Genomic DNA, 14632 nt, shown 5'->3' with positions numbered 1-14632 from the left:
TTAGAATCTCTCTCCCTGAGCAGGGTTTTCCAGCAAGTCAAATGCCCTGATGTTGGCATCGGCAATGGCCTGGATCGCTTCCAGCTGATGCTCATTGCCTTTTTTGAACACATGGGCAAAACGACGCTGGCTTTTCAGGTAGGCTTTTACAGGCTCTGGACGGGCAATTTTGCTGACAGCTGTGATCTCTCCGTATTCTGCTTCATACAGAGGGGTCAGGCCACAGTTGTGTGCCTGACGGGCAACCTTGATGGTGTCGCAGCTGGCAGTACCCCAGCCCAGAGGGCATGGCACAAAAACTTCGATGTAACGCGCGCCACGAATACTCATGGCTTTACGCACTTTGGCTTCCAGATCGCGAGGGTTGCAGATGTTGGCGGTTGCTACGTAGGGAATACCGTGAGCCATGGCGATTTTCGGTACACTTTTGCCAACACCAAAGCTGTTGCCCGGATGTTCACCCACAGGCATTGTGGTGGCAGTACGTGCGGCACCCGGCGTCTGGCTGGAACGTTGTACGCCGGTGTTCATGTAGGCTTCGTTGTTGTAGCAGATGTACAGGACATCTTCGTTACGTTCAAACATACCCGACAGACAGCCCATACCGATATCGGTGGTGCCACCGTCACCGCCCTGGGCGATAACCCGCACATTCTCTTTGCCCTGAACTTTCATGGACTGGGCGATGCCGGACGCCACCGCTGCGGCATTACCGAACAGGGAGTGCAGCCATGGCGTGCGCCAGGCGGATTCCGGGTAAGGGGTGGAGAATACTTCCAGACAGCCTGTGGCATTGACGACAACCAGCTCACCATCGGTTGCGTCCAGGGCGGTATCAATGGCATGGCGGGCGCCCAGTGCTTCACCACAACCCTGGCAGGCACGGTGGCCGGAATCCAGGCTGTTTGCTCGTTCCGGTTTGCCCTGCAGACTGTCGTCTACGTCAGACAGACGGTTGCTGATAGTCAGGTCGCCGGTCTGCTGGTGTTTGATCACCGCTTCTTTGGCCGGGAAATGAAGGATTTGAGATTGCATAATGGTAGTCGTTTCCTCGGTCAGATGATGCGATCCAGCACCGCAGACTCACGGGTGATTTCACGATCCAGTGTGGCATGGTCCAGATCCAGTACTTCAAAGCCGGTGCGCTTATCGCAGCCCGCAAACAGTGTGCGGATAGATTCCCGGGTTACCGGACGGCCACCCAGACCGGCAATCACAGACTGAACCTCAATACCGGTGCCTGCCAGAGCCGCAACGACATCCTGATAAACAATGCCACCCATGCCCGGTGTGAAGGATTTTTCCAGTACAACTACTCGTTTTGCGCCGTTTACAGCTTCACGCAGAGCCTCTGTCGGGAACGGGCGATAAGTACGCAGGGTGACGGCGCTGACTGATTCGCCCTGGTCACGCAGTTCATTGACGACTTCTTTAGCTGTACCAATTACGGAACCCATGGTCACCAGCACGGTGTCGGCTTCGCCTTCATAATGTTTTTTCACCAGACCGCCGGAGTCTCGGCCAAAGATATTGGCAAAGGCTTCCATCTGGGCCGGGATAACGTCCAGCGCGCGCTCCATTCGCTTGTGAGCCAGCATACGTACTTCGGTAAAGGCTTCGGGGCCGACCAGTGCGCCCATGGTCACCGGGTCCTGCGGATCGAGCTTCTGGAATGGCTGGAAAGGAGGCAGGAAACGGTCAACCTGTTCCTGTTCCGGCATGTCGACACGCACGTAGGCGTGGGTCAGAATAAAGCCGTCCATGTTAACCATGACGGGCAGACCCAGGCTTTCAGCCAGACGGAAAGCCTGAATATGAACGTCGATGGACTGCTGGTTGTTTTCCACAAACAGTTGAATCCAGCCAGCGTCGCGTACCGACATGGCATCACTGTGGTCGTTCCAGATATTCAGAGGTGAACCCACTGCGCGGTTACCGACCGTCATCACGATAGGGAGTCCCATGCCGGAAGCGTTGTAGACGGCTTCTGCCATAAACAGCATGCCCTGACTGGATGTCGCCGTGTAGGTTCGGCTACCGGCAGCGGATGAACCGATACAGGCACTCATGGCACCAAACTCGGACTCCATATTCATAAAGCTGCAATCTGCCAGCTCTCCGCTTTTGACCAGCTTGCCCAGGGATTCAACGATATGGGTCTGAGGCGTGATCGGGTAGCAGGACACGACCTGTGGACGACACAGGGCAACGGCTTCACCAACGGCGTAAGACCCGTCCATCTGCTTCAGCATGGCTGTTCCTCTTTCATGCGTTCCTTGATCAGGCTGAAGGCGGCGTCAGCTGCCTGAATATTTTTTTCAGCAACAGGTTTTGGGAATTTCTGATGAATGGCTGCCCCCAGGGACTCTCTGGAGAACGAACCCAGTACTGCTGAGAAAGCACCCAGCAGAACGGTGTTTGGTGTGGGGCGACCCAGGTATTCCAGCGCCAGTTCAGTGCCGGGCAGACAGTGAACATGACCTTCTGGCAGGTGTTCGATTTGACTCTGAATACCCAGTTCTTCAATGGATCGGGAGGTGTTGATCAGTACATAGCCATTGTCGGTCAGTCCGGAAAAGACGTCCATGGACTGCAGCAGGGAAGGGTCCTGAATAATCAGTACGTCTGGTTCGGAAACGGGTTCGCGCAGCTCGATGTCCTTATCGCTGATACGAACATAGGCTTCTACCGGAGCGCCCATTCGCTCAGAACCAAAACTGGGAATAGCCTGGGCATGAGCCCCTTCGTGAAACAGGGCGATGGACAGCATTTCTGCAGCCGATACAACGCCCTGGCCACCTCGGCCGTGAATGCGGACTTGTAACATTGGTGATGCTCGCAATTTTAGTGCCGTTTCCGACACCGACGATTTTTAGCCAACAGTGGTTGCTGTTGACTGTTTCTATCTGGCAGATAACAGACACAGCCCTGTTAGTCAGTTAAAGGTGATTAAGAAGAGCGAGTGGATTTACGAATGGGTAAATGCTGTAACAGACATTTACAAAAAAAATGGTCCGGCGAATTAGATTAACCGTTTTATTATTACCTGTCGTGTTGTCGCGATCGCAGTCTGAAACATCCATTAACATCAATTAACAAGGTGGTGGTTGTACAGTATCAGGGCTTATTGTATTCCCGCAGTAAAGTCGATTTTCTGGGCAAAATACGCCATAAATACTGTATATTTCAGAAGTTACCACTTCAAAAATAGCCAAGCATATTATATATAGTTTGACCATCCGGTTAAATAATATGACGTCTATATTTTACGTAAAGCTGATAGTTTTTGTAATTAAATGAGAATCATTTTTATTAATTATGAATCGGGAGTCTGGTTGCACTTTTGAGTTTTGTTCAGATTTAAGGCAAAGCCGTTTGTTTGCCTCAGGGCAATGAGCCAGGAGCCTGAGGTTAATAAAAAGGAAAACTGTGCAATATCAGGCATTAAAATGTTTTAGTCGCCACTCTTTTTTATAGGGATAGACATCCACCAGAGTTCCGGATTTAATGACTTCCTGCGTTTTTTTCCAGAATTCAACGCTATATAAATCGTGATGCAAACAATCAAAATACTTTTTAGCCTCATGATGTCCGGCAAAAAATACCGGGAACTGTTCGGGAAAAACATCGTCTTCCCCAATATCGAACCAGGGTTGTTCAGACAGGGCATCAATCTCGTTGTCAGGTTTGGGCAGTGTGCGAAAGTGGCAGTCGGTCAGAGGGCAGATTTCATCGTAATCGTAAAAGACAACCCGGCCCCAGCGGGTCACCCCAAAGTTTTTAATCAGCATATCGCCTGGAAAGATATTGGCAGCCGCCAGTTGTTTGATGGTTGTGCCATAATCGTCAATCACCTGCTCAAGTGCCTGTTCTGACGCTTCCTTTATATACAGGTTAAGTGGCGTCACTTTGCGCTCAACATAGACATGCCTGAGGATCAGGGCGTTGCCGGACAGGGTGATGCTGTCAGCGACTTCACTGGTCATCTCTTCAAGTAGTTCAGGAGAAAAGCGCTGCCGGTCAAAGGCGAGATAGTTAAATTCATGAGTATCGACCAGTCTGCCCACCCGGTCAGCCTGTTTAACGAAGTCATATTTAGCCATTACTTCCTGACGGTTGCTGGTTTTAGGGGGGCGGAATCGATCCCGTATCACTTTGTAAACATAGTCTGAATCGGGGGTGGTAAAGACCAGCATAACCATCCCTCTGACACCAGGCGCACTGACGTATTTCGTCGTTCCGGGCATACGTTTTGTGTAATCTACCTTGAAACGATAAAACTCGGTTTTGGCGTGTTTGATAAAGCCGATCGCATTAAACAGCTCAAACCGTTCTTTGTTCGGTAGAAGACGACACAGATAGTCTACGTAACGAACCGGCTGGTCGGTATCGACCATAAAATAGGAGCGGGCAAAGCCAAACAGCTTACTCAGCTGTTCCTCTCCAATAATAAAAGCGTCAAGGTAGAGGCAGGTGTCGCCATCGTTGTTTTTCCGGTTGAGCAGCGTGATGGCAAAGGGCAGGTGTTCGCCAGATGAGGGATCAATCAACCGCCCAACAATATAGGCGGCTTTATTTCGGAAAAACAGGGAACGACCAAACTCAATCGTATCGTTCTGTCTGGTCAGAAGCTCCGGATTTATTTTTTCCAACACTCTGTGAGCCGCTTTAAGGTCTCGCTCAAGGTTTTCGAAGGGAATTCGCAGTGGAAAGACATTCAGCACTTGTCTAAGGCTGCCGATAATGCCCTCAGTTTCTGTCAATTGATAAAGAATGCTGTCTGTTGAACGAGGCTCCGGACGATACTTTTCCTGCAGAATAAAGCGGTGAACGTCGCGTATTTTCTGCTGCCCCAGCAGCGAACCATAAATGGAGTTGAAAAAAGTCTGGGCAATCAGCGCATTTTCGTGGTCAGCAACCAGTTGGGCGTAGTCGTTTTTAGCGCGGTGCCAGACATCTGAATGATCCAGTTCCCGGTAGGCGATCACTTTGACCGCTTCACACACCAGTTTGACCTTATTTTCATACACCTGAAGGCGCTGTCGCATGGCATCCTGTACTTCCTGCCAGGCAGCCCGCTCAAACCGGGACTGAGCTCCCAGGGTAATATTCAGGAACTCGGCAAACATGGATTCGAAACCGGCTAGAATGGCTCTGGCCAGTTTATGGGATACCTGTTGTTCGGTGGTGAAGGGATGCATGAGAGTGTGTCGTTATTATTATGGCTGAGTGATTGGTTATACAGAACAGACGGTTCACTATATTGTATACCATTGACGTTTATGGTTCCCCTGGTTTCAGCGAACCATAAACGTTTTGCCCGAAAGATTAATGAGCGTAATTCACAGGGAACCGGTTACGGGTTCTGTTGGCAAAGGATACCAGTGCCAGCATCACCGGCACTTCAACCAGGACGCCCACGACTGTGGCAAGTGCGGCTCCGGAATTAAGACCAAAAAGGCTGATGGCCACCGCAACCGCCAGCTCAAAGAAATTGGAGGCGCTGATCATACCGCCCGGTGCCGCAACGCTGTGAGGTTCCTTCCATTTATACATCCAGAAATAAGCGATGGCGAAGATAAGAATAGTCTGGATAATCAGTGGAATGGCAATCAGGACAATATCCAGAGGATTAGCCAGAATCTGGTGTGCCTGAAAACCAAACAGAAGAATAACTGTACTGATAAGCCCGAGTATGGACAGTGGCTTAGCCCTGTTGCCAAATGCCTGCAGGGCGTCAGGCGTTCTGAGCACTTTGCGGGTTATCAGGCCAGCCAGCAGCGGGATAACAATATACAGCACCACTGCCAGAATCAGGGTATTCCATGGCACAGTAACATCGGTCACACCCAGCAGAAAAGCCGCGACAGGGGCGAAGGCGACCACCATGATCAGGTCATTGACAGCCACTTGTACCAGTGTGTAATTGGCGTCACCTTTCGTCAGCTGGCTCCAGACAAAAACCATTGCCGTGCAGGGAGCAACCCCCAGAAGAATCATCCCGGCAACGTAATCATTAGCCAGTTCAGGACCGATCAGGCCCATAACGTCACCAAACAAATGGCGAATAAACAGAATGCCCAACAGTGCCATGGTAAAAGGTTTAATCAGCCAGTTAACGGTAAGCGTGACGATCAATCCTTTTGGACGACGATGGATATTTTTAATGGCAGAAAAATCAATCTGCATCATCATCGGGTAAATCATCAGCCAGATCAGCACGGCAATTATGAAATTGATACTGGCATATTCCAGACTGCCGAGATAAGCAAGCTCATCAGGGAAGAGAGTACCTCCGACGAGTCCTGCGATCATTGCAAGGCCGACCCAGATACTCAGATACCGTTCGAAAAAACCCATTGTCCATTCTCCTCAGTTATGTTTTATCGCCTATCGTCGAAAAGCGATTATAAATGTAAAAAAATGCCTGCAGTACAGGCGTTATTTCAGGTAGCCCAGCAGCTCGTTGAGTCGTTGCAGAGCGCCGGGTCGTAAACTGAAGCAGGTTCTCGGGTGTTGAATTTCAGCATCAACCAGACCAGCCTGCTTAAGAATTCTGAGATGCTCTGACACCGTAGACTGAGCCAGCCCCAGCTGTTTGACCAGGTCTGTTCCAAGACACCCGCCACTGGCGAGGATTTTCAACAGCCTCACCCGGGCAGGGTGACCAACAGCTTTGGCAAAACCAGCCAGTTCGGCTTCGGTTTTTTCATCAAACTGGAGATGGTTCAGGTTATTCAGGCACTTCGTCACAACAGAAATTCATAATCGTTAAATTGCGATAGAGGTTAATGTCTATCTCCAGAGAAGGCAAGGTTTATTATTCGCACAACGCTTCATCCGGAACTCTGGGCAATTTTGTACCATCAATCGAGGTGCGGACACCGCATGCGAAAATCTTGTCTTTACACTGACCATTGCTATCCCGCAGCTGAATGCTGCCATCTTCAAGCAGAATTTCTAAACGACAGTTAATGCCTTCTTTCGGATATGTCTCTTTATACACCAATGTGTTTTTTTCCTGAGTAAGCGGTAATCCTCTCTCGCTTTCTCCGGATATATCACAAATATGCCAGTTGGTTCCCCATAGAAACCCTTTAAGAAAGTATGCATCTTTCTCTTTTTTGATTGAGATAAAACTGACTTTACTGTCGGATTCACCACTGACCAGATCTTCAATGACATCACTTCGGGCATAACATCCCTCTGGTGAGGAAGCGGGCTTAACGGGAACAGCGGGAACAACAGGGGCTGCCAGAAGGCTTTCGGCAACCAAGGCAGATAAAGCAAAAAACACGACAGTAAATTGATTAACCATTTTTTTCACCGGTCAGGTCTGTTGCATCAAAGACAGCATAAGAGTATTTGATAGTATGGCAAGACCAATAAAAATTTGAAGCTGAAAATCAGTTTATTCAGCAAACAGAAAGAAGGGGAGTAGCTGCCTTATAAAAGGCAGCCTCAATCAAGGTTTAGTGATGCGGTGTATTAACCAAACTGATTCATGGTGTTGTCTTTACCACTGGCTTTCAGGGCAGCCTCACCGGAAAAGTACTCTTTATGATCGTCACCAATATTGGAACCGGCCATGTCCTGATGCCTGACGGTAGCAATGCCACCACGAATTTCGCGGCGCTGAACGTCGCGAACGTAAGCCAGCATACCATCTTCACCAAAGTAGTTTTTCGCCAGATCATCCGTTGACAATGCTGCTGTATGGTAGGTCGGCAGGGTTATCAGATGATGGAAAATTCCAGCCTGTCGGGCTGCATCACGCTGGAAGTTCCGGATACGCAGATCGGCTTCCTGTGCCAGCGCGGTGCTGTCGTACTCTTTACTCATCAACAGGTTGCGGTCATAGTTTTCCACAGCCTTGCCTTCTTCCTGCCACTGGTCAAATACCTGCTGACGGAAGTTCAGTGTCCAGTTAAAGGAAGGCGAGTTGTTGTAAACCAGTTTGGCGTCGGGGACGACGGAACGAATCCGCTCAACCATTCCGGCAATCTGGCCAATATGCGGTTTCTCTGTTTCAATCCAGAGCAGGTCGGCTCCGTGTTGCAGCGAAGTAATACAATCCAGAACCACCCGGTCTTCACCGGTTCCGGCCTTGAAACGGAACAGGCCGTTAGGCAGGCGCACAGGACGAGTCAGTTGACCATCGACCTTCATCAGCAGGTCATTATCATCTGCGGTTTGCAGGGTGACGGATTCGGTTTCAAGGAAGCGGTTGTATTGAGAAGCCAGGTCGCCCGGTTCCCGGGAAACCGGAATCTTCTGGGTCAGTCCAGCACCCAGGGAGTCTGTACGTGCAACAATAACACCGTCTTCTACACCCAGTTCCATAAAGGCATAACGAACGGCATTGATTTTTGCCAGAAAGTCTTCATGGGGAACAGTGACCTTGCCATCCTGATGGCCACACTGTTTGGCGTCAGAAACCTGGTTTTCAATCTGAATACAGCAGGCACCGGCCTCAATCATTTTTTTAGCCAGCAGATAGGTGGCTTCTTCATTACCAAAGCCTGCGTCGATATCGGCAACAATCGGCACGACATGTGACTCGTAATTGTCGATCAGTCCAAGTGTTTCTTCAGCCTTTTCCCTGTTGCCTGCCTGTCTGGCCTCATCCAGTTGTCGATACAGGTGGTTCAGTTCCCAGGCATCGGCCTGGCGCAGAAAGGTGTAGAGCTCTTCGATCAGGGCTGGAACCGATGTTTTTTCATGCATGGACTGGTCGGGCAAAGGCCCGAATTCAGAACGCAGAGCTGCGACCATCCAGCCGGAAAGATACAGGTAACGACCTTTAACGGTTGAGAAATGTTTTTTAATAGAAATTAGTTTTTGCTGCCCTACAAAACCGTGCCAGCATCCCAGTGACTGAGTGTACTGTTCCGGGTTTTCGTCGTAGGCCGCCATATCCCTGCGCATAATACTGGCAGTGTGGCGGGCAATATCCAGCCCGGTCTGGAAGCGATTCTGTAATCGCATGCGAACAATATGTTCTGGGTTCAGAGCCTGGGATTGGTTTAAGCGTTCCTGTAGTTGCGTAATGGCATTCTGATAATTAGACATGGTTGTCCTCTGCTCTTTTTATGTGGTGAACATTTTTCCATCATCTGAAGAGATGAAAAAAATTCCTTTGCCCGTGGCTATTTTTCTCGGTTGACTTGCAAAAACAATAGCAACGGCGATTAAATAGAAAAAATTTATAATTTTTATTTACGGTATTGATTCAGTGAATATAAGAAAAACAGACCTGAACTTACTGGTGTACCTTAATGTGCTGCTGGAAGAGCGTAGTGTGTCCAAAGCTGCTGACAAGCTTGCCATTACCCAGCCAGCCATGAGCAATGCTCTGAAGCGCCTGCGGGAACTGTTTGATGACCCGATCCTGGTGCGCACTGCCGATGGTATGACGCCAACCGACAAGGCGGTAAAACTGAAACCGGATATCGTTGAGCTGCTCAGTCTTGCAGAGCAGATCACCCAGCCAGACCGGGACTTTTCTATCAGCCATAGTGAAGCAACGTTCAGGGTCATGGCGTCGGATTACATGGAGGCAACCCTGATCACGCCGTTTATCCGGCACGTACTAGGTGATGCGCCCCATATCAATTTTGATCTGCTGACCCCGGGCGATGTAAGTCTGCACGATATGGAAAAAGGCACCGTTGATCTTGCGATTAACCGTTTTACTACCCTGCCAAAGTCGTTTCATCAGGCGACAGTATGGCGGGATAATTTCTGCTGCCTGCTGCACAGGAATCACCCCTATGTCAGCCAGCCCGACCTTGACAACTATCTGGCAGCTGAGCATATCTGGGTAAACCGGACGGGTTGGGGAGCCGAATCTATTGCCAGCAATAAATCAGGGGCGCAACGTCTTGGGTGGGTGGATGAGGCACTCTGGCAGCTGGATAAAACACGACTTATCCGGGTGTTTACACGACACTATATGATGGTGGAACTCTTACTGCAGGAACCTCAGCTGATCGCAACGATTCCACGACGACTGGCAAGAATCTATCAGGACCGAAAAGAGCTGGCTGTATGCAGGGTTCCCTTTCAGATCGTACCTTTTGAAATCAAGATGATCTGGAGTCCTTTACGTCATCACTCAAGAGCGCATCAATGGTTGAGGCGGTCGCTTCTGGAATTTTCGGAAACGGTTCTGGATCGGTGATACATGCTATTTCTGCAACGTGGTTTGCATCAGTCAAGGGCAGATTTTCCTTTGAGTATCGCCCACTCTCCTCCCAGACAATGTACGTAGTTCTGGTAGCATACTTCCTCCATATGTTCTTTGAAGCTTTCTGCATCAGAGTATTGAAATAAACCTTCATTGGGGTCATACATTTGCATTAGCTGATTTTCATATCGCATGCCTATTCCATGACGAGCACCATTAAAAGAGCCTAGGGGTACGCCAAAAGAAAACAGGCAGTGACAGGGTTCTTTTAGTACCCAGTCTACAATACCTGCAGGATCAAAGTATCCAGACCCGCTCATGGACTCTCCGGGCTCCAGGCTCTGAATAATGAACATTCGGGTGATGACATCAATTTCATGCTTCAGTTCTGTCAGGGGAACAATCATTTTTCTGTACGCGCCGTGTACAATTGCAGTCAGGTGTGGCGAACCAAGCTGTTCAGCGCTATCGATTCCTCCTCCCTTTGTAGCAATACTTTTTTTCATCCAGATTAACGACATACTCATGCACAGGCCTCCATCGCTCTGGTACCAGCAAGGTTCTACGCGAACTGAGTTGCCAGCTTTTACCTTATACCATTCAACACAGGCTGACTGATCATTGACCGTTGAAAAAATTTTGGTTTTCATGGTTGGTCTCCGTTACTTCAACACCAGAATTTACCAGTACATGCTGATTAGGCTTGAGTGCCTGCCCGTAATCGCTAAAAAGAGAATGGCAAAAGTAGTATACTGCACGGCGACCGTTTTACGTTTTTGCTGGAGCGGAGAGTTAACAGGGAAGTATGACCATTCACGAAACTTATACTTAAAATAAAAATTTATCATTTTAATTATAGTTTCGGTACATTTAGTCTGAGTTTGTAACTATTAAGAAAAACTGTTGACCGTTGGAGATCGTATGGCCCCCCAGATCCATTCAGACCAGGGATACAAGTCCAGGTGCAGACTGTTTGTTGATACGCCCCTGATTCATTTTCTTGAAAAAGAACTGCTGCCTGGCAGTGGCGTGTCGGTTGAAACTTTTTACGAGTCTCTTACAGCACTGGTGCAGGAGTTTGGTAAAACGAACAGGGCGCTGCTGAAAAAGCGTCTGGACTATAAAGACCAGATTGACCAGTGGCATAAAGACCGGCGTGATCAGGGGGTTGCCTTTGATGCCGGTGCTTTTGAACAGTTTTTACGTGACACAGGCTATATTGTCGAAGCGCCGGATCAGGTAAAGGTGACGACCTCCGGGGTAGATCCTGAGCTGGCGAGCATTGCAGGTCCACAGCTGGTGGTGCCGGTTAAAAACGCGCGCTTTGCCCTGAATGCTGCCAATGCCCGGTGGGGTAGCTTATACGACGCGCTCTATGGTACCGATGTGATTTCCGGGGAAGTGGGTAAAGGCTATAACGCTGAACGTGGCGAACAGGTGATTCGCTATGCCAGAAACTTGCTGGATGAGCTGTTCCCGTTGCAACAGGGTAGCCATCACGATGTCAGCCGTTATTGCGTGATGGACAATGGCTTTGCCATAGAGCTTTCGTCTGGAGCCATGACGACACTGGCAAACCCTGATGCGTTTAAGGGTTTTCAGGGCGCAGCAGATAGCCCTTCAGCCATTTTGCTGAAGAACAACGGGTTGCATATTGAGATCCAGATTGATCCGGAACACCCTGTTGGCCGTACCGACAAGGCCCATGTAAAAGATGTTGTGCTGGAGTCAGCCATTACCGCTATTCAGGATTTCGAGGACTCTGTTGCAGCGGTGGATGCAGAAGACAAGGCTGAAGTTTACAGAAATATGCTGGGTCTCTATAAGGGCGATTTATCGGCAGAATTTCAGAAAGGTGGTCAAACCCTGCTTCGCACCCTGGATAAGGATCGTGAGTATCGTTCCCTGTCGGGTGAACCTGTTCGTCTGCCCGGTCGCAGCACTCTGTTGATTCGTAATGTTGGTCACCTGATGACCACCCCGGCGGTTCTGGACGAACACTGTTGTGAAATACCGGAAGGCATTCTGGATACGCTGGTCACTGCGGTGATTGCCCGTTATGACCTGAGTAAAAAAGCATCTGACCCGATTCGTAACAGCCGCACCGGCAGTGTTTATATCGTTAAGCCCAAGATGCAGGGGCCGGAAGAAGTCGCATTCTGCAGTCAGTTATTTGCCCGCACCGAGCAATTGACTGGTCTGGCCAAAAACACCCTGAAAATGGGCATTATGGATGAAGAACATCGGACAACACTGAACCTGAAAGCCTGCATTGCCGCTGCCACAGATCGGGTTATTTTCATTAATACCGGTTTTCTGGACCGTACCGGCAGTGAAATGCATGTGAATATGGAAGCCGGTCCCATGGTGCCTAAAACCGAAATGAAGCACCAGCAGTGGATCAGGTCTTATGAAGACTGGAATGTGGATACTGGTCTGCAGTGTGGTCTGTCTGGCCATGCCCAGATTGGTAAGGGCATGTGGGCAATGCCTGATGCCATGGCCGATATGCTGGAAACCAAGGTGGCTCATCCACAGGCGGGTGCCAACTGTGCCTGGGTGCCTTCTCCGACGGCTGCAACGCTTCATGCAATCCACTACCACAGGGTTAAGGTGACAGACGTTCAGCAATCCCTTGAAAGACGTCATACGTCGTTCAGTGATTTATTGCAGGTGCCGGTTATGGAAGCGTCTGAATCCTTGCATCCTGACACCATCCAGAGAGAGCTGGAAAATAATGCGCAGGGGATTCTGGGGTATGTCGTGCGCTGGATTGACCAGGGCGTTGGTTGTTCCAAGGTGCCTGATATCAATAACGTTAACCTGATGGAAGATCGCGCGACTCTGCGGATTTCAGCCCAGCATATTGCTAACTGGCTGCATTTTGGTATTTGCAGTGAACATCAGGTGCGGGAAGTGTTTAACCGCATGGCGGCGATAGTTGACCGGCAAAATACAGATACCGAAGGTTATACCCCCATGTGTGCCGATCTTGATAACAGTACGGCGTTCAGGGCGGCTTTAAACCTGGTGTTTAAAGGGCTGGTTCAGCCTTCCGGTTATACGGAACCACTGTTGCACAAATACCGCTATCGCCTCAAACACGATCGTGACCTGAGCAGCATTGCCAGTCTGTGTAACAACGCTAAAGAAGCGGTAGCTGAGATTTAGAGACGTTCATGTTCTGAATAATGGCTTCTCCAAATTCAGAACAACTCACTTCTCTTGCTCCGGCAATCATTCGGGCGAAGTCGTAAGTCACGACTTTGGCCTGAATGGTTTCTTCGATACTCTTCCGGATTAAACCTGCTGCTTCTCTCCAGCCAATATGTTCCAGCATCAGCTCTGCACTGAGCAGCATTGAGCAGGGATTCATTTTATCCTTCCCGGCAATGGTTGGGGCGGTACCGTGAGTCGGTTCGAAAATAGCCAGCTCGTTGTTCAGGTTTGCACCCGGCACAATAGCACTGCCACCGACCTGGGCCGAAAGGGCATCAGCAATGAAATCGCCGTTCTGGTTCATGGTTGCAATCACATCAAACTGTTCAGGTTGCAGTAGAATGTACTGCAACATGCTGTCGGCAATGGCATCTTTGATGATCAGTGGATGCCCATTGTTGTCTATAACCAGCTCGCGACCATGGTTATATGGTTTTGCGTCAAACTCTTCTTTAGCCAGTTGAAAGCCCCACTGTCTGAAAGCGCCTTCCGTAAACTTCATGATATTGCCTTTATGAACCAGGGTGACCGACTGGCGCTGATGATCCAGGGCATACTGAATGGCGTGGCGAATCAGTCGTTTACACCCCTGTTCCGAGATGGGTTTGATGCCGAGCGCACATTGCTCGGTAAACCGTATTCGGGAAACCCCCATTTCCTGTTGCAGATACGCCATAAGCTGCTCTGACTGTAATGAACCGGCTTTCCACTCGATGCCGGTGTAAATATCTTCAGAATTTTCCCTGAACACGACCATGTTTGTTTTTTCAGGGTGAGTAATGGGAGAAGGTACGCCCGGTACCCATTGCACCGGCCGCATATTGACAAACAGGTCCATCTCCTGACGCAAGGCGATATTCAGGGAACGGAAACCACCTCCAAGCGGTGTGGTCAAAGGGCCTTTTAAGGCGACGACATGTTCCCGAATAGCGTGCAGGGTTTCCTGGGGAAACCAGTCTCCGTCGTAGAGTTCGGCCGCTTTTTCACCATTGAAGACTTCCATCCAGCCAATCTTCCGGCTTTCACCATAGGCATATTTAACCGCAGCATCCACGACTTTCAGGGTGACCGGTGTTATATCTGCACCAACGCCATCGCCCTGAATAAAAGTGATAATAGGATTGTCTGGAACATAAAGGGACTGGTCAGGATTGATGGTGATTCGTTCAGCGTTTGCCGGAGTGGTGATGTGCTGGTAATGCATGTCGTGTAATCAGGGCAGTG

The 14632-nt window shown here is 49.6% G+C and carries 12 protein-coding genes; 2 read left to right on the top strand and 10 right to left on the bottom strand.

Going from position 1 to position 14632, the window contains the following annotated elements; translation table 11 throughout:
- The 8 genes from V5J35_RS04775 to V5J35_RS04740 all read right to left on the bottom strand — a co-directional run bounded on the left by V5J35_RS04775 (position 1) and on the right by V5J35_RS04740 (position 9072).
- A complete protein-coding gene (locus tag V5J35_RS04775; RefSeq protein WP_354010161.1) occupies positions 1-1035 on the bottom strand; it encodes a thiamine pyrophosphate-dependent enzyme in 1035 nt (344 codons plus the stop codon).
- Between the two features lie 20 nt (positions 1036-1055).
- The gene (locus V5J35_RS04770) at positions 1056-2252 is read right to left on the bottom strand and encodes a transketolase C-terminal domain-containing protein (protein ID WP_354010160.1); all 1197 of its coding nucleotides are present in this window, start codon (positions 2250-2252) and stop codon (positions 1056-1058) included.
- Positions 2246-2827, bottom strand: coding sequence for a 2-oxoacid:acceptor oxidoreductase family protein (locus tag V5J35_RS04765; protein WP_354010159.1), 582 nt, complete (start codon positions 2825-2827; stop codon positions 2246-2248). The genes V5J35_RS04770 and V5J35_RS04765 overlap by 7 nt, the downstream gene beginning before the upstream one ends.
- Positions 2828-3437: 610 nt before the next feature.
- The gene (gene aceK, locus V5J35_RS04760; RefSeq protein ID WP_354010158.1) at positions 3438-5201 is read right to left on the bottom strand and encodes a bifunctional isocitrate dehydrogenase kinase/phosphatase; all 1764 of its coding nucleotides are present in this window, start codon (positions 5199-5201) and stop codon (positions 3438-3440) included.
- 127 nt (positions 5202-5328) lie between these two features.
- Complete coding sequence (gene arsB, locus V5J35_RS04755) at positions 5329-6360, bottom strand: ACR3 family arsenite efflux transporter (RefSeq protein ID WP_354010157.1); 1032 nt, start codon at positions 6358-6360, stop codon at positions 5329-5331.
- An 81-nt stretch (positions 6361-6441) separates the two neighbouring features.
- The gene (locus V5J35_RS04750) at positions 6442-6753 is read right to left on the bottom strand and encodes an ArsR/SmtB family transcription factor (protein ID WP_354010156.1); all 312 of its coding nucleotides are present in this window, start codon (positions 6751-6753) and stop codon (positions 6442-6444) included.
- 67 nt (positions 6754-6820) lie between these two features.
- Positions 6821-7318 (bottom strand): hypothetical protein, encoded by a 498-nt coding sequence (locus tag V5J35_RS04745; protein ID WP_354010155.1) that lies wholly within the window; start codon positions 7316-7318, stop codon positions 6821-6823.
- Positions 7319-7488: 170 nt separating this feature from the next.
- Positions 7489-9072, bottom strand: coding sequence for an isocitrate lyase (locus V5J35_RS04740; RefSeq protein WP_354010154.1), 1584 nt, complete (start codon positions 9070-9072; stop codon positions 7489-7491).
- Positions 9073-9235: 163 nt separating this feature from the next.
- On the opposite strand from V5J35_RS04740, the gene V5J35_RS04735 reads away from it, so the two are divergent.
- The gene (locus V5J35_RS04735) at positions 9236-10183 is read left to right on the top strand and encodes a LysR family transcriptional regulator (protein WP_354010153.1); all 948 of its coding nucleotides are present in this window, start codon (positions 9236-9238) and stop codon (positions 10181-10183) included.
- A 29-nt stretch (positions 10184-10212) separates the two neighbouring features.
- On the opposite strand, the gene V5J35_RS04730 is transcribed toward V5J35_RS04735, so the two are convergent.
- A complete protein-coding gene (locus V5J35_RS04730) occupies positions 10213-10839 on the bottom strand; it encodes a hypothetical protein (RefSeq protein WP_354010152.1) in 627 nt (208 codons plus the stop codon).
- A gap of 271 nt (positions 10840-11110) precedes the next feature.
- Between V5J35_RS04730 and V5J35_RS04725 the strand changes: the two genes are divergently transcribed.
- Positions 11111-13360, top strand: coding sequence for a malate synthase G (locus V5J35_RS04725; protein ID WP_354010151.1), 2250 nt, complete (start codon positions 11111-11113; stop codon positions 13358-13360).
- Here the strand turns inward: V5J35_RS04725 and icd are convergent.
- Positions 13335-14612 (bottom strand): NADP-dependent isocitrate dehydrogenase, encoded by a 1278-nt coding sequence (gene icd, locus V5J35_RS04720; protein ID WP_354010150.1) that lies wholly within the window; start codon positions 14610-14612, stop codon positions 13335-13337. The two genes, V5J35_RS04725 and icd, sit on opposite strands and share 26 nt — an antisense overlap.
- Between the last annotated feature and the right edge of the window lie 20 nt (positions 14613-14632).

Source organism: Endozoicomonas sp. NE40, from assembly GCF_040549045.1.
Classification (GTDB): domain Bacteria; phylum Pseudomonadota; class Gammaproteobacteria; order Pseudomonadales; family Endozoicomonadaceae; genus Endozoicomonas_A; species Endozoicomonas_A lisbonensis.
Note: the sequence above shows the minus strand (reverse complement) of the source record. Positions and strands in the feature narration are given on the sequence as shown.

Coding starts and splice junctions, on each gene's coding strand:
- V5J35_RS04775 (WP_354010161.1), bottom strand. CDS start 1,035: ATGCAATCTCAAATCCTTCATTTCCCGGCCAAAGAAGCGGTGATCAAA.
- V5J35_RS04770 (WP_354010160.1), bottom strand. CDS start 2,252: ATGCTGAAGCAGATGGACGGGTCTTACGCCGTTGGTGAAGCCGTTGCC.
- V5J35_RS04765 (WP_354010159.1), bottom strand. CDS start 2,827: ATGTTACAAGTCCGCATTCACGGCCGAGGTGGCCAGGGCGTTGTATCG.
- aceK (WP_354010158.1), bottom strand. CDS start 5,201: ATGCATCCCTTCACCACCGAACAACAGGTATCCCATAAACTGGCCAGA.
- arsB (WP_354010157.1), bottom strand. CDS start 6,360: ATGGGTTTTTTCGAACGGTATCTGAGTATCTGGGTCGGCCTTGCAATG.
- V5J35_RS04745 (WP_354010155.1), bottom strand. CDS start 7,318: ATGGTTAATCAATTTACTGTCGTGTTTTTTGCTTTATCTGCCTTGGTT.
- V5J35_RS04740 (WP_354010154.1), bottom strand. CDS start 9,072: ATGTCTAATTATCAGAATGCCATTACGCAACTACAGGAACGCTTAAAC.
- V5J35_RS04730 (WP_354010152.1), bottom strand. CDS start 10,839: ATGAAAACCAAAATTTTTTCAACGGTCAATGATCAGTCAGCCTGTGTT.
- V5J35_RS04725 (WP_354010151.1), top strand. CDS start 11,111: ATGGCCCCCCAGATCCATTCAGACCAGGGATACAAGTCCAGGTGCAGA.
- icd (WP_354010150.1), bottom strand. CDS start 14,612: ATGCATTACCAGCACATCACCACTCCGGCAAACGCTGAACGAATCACC.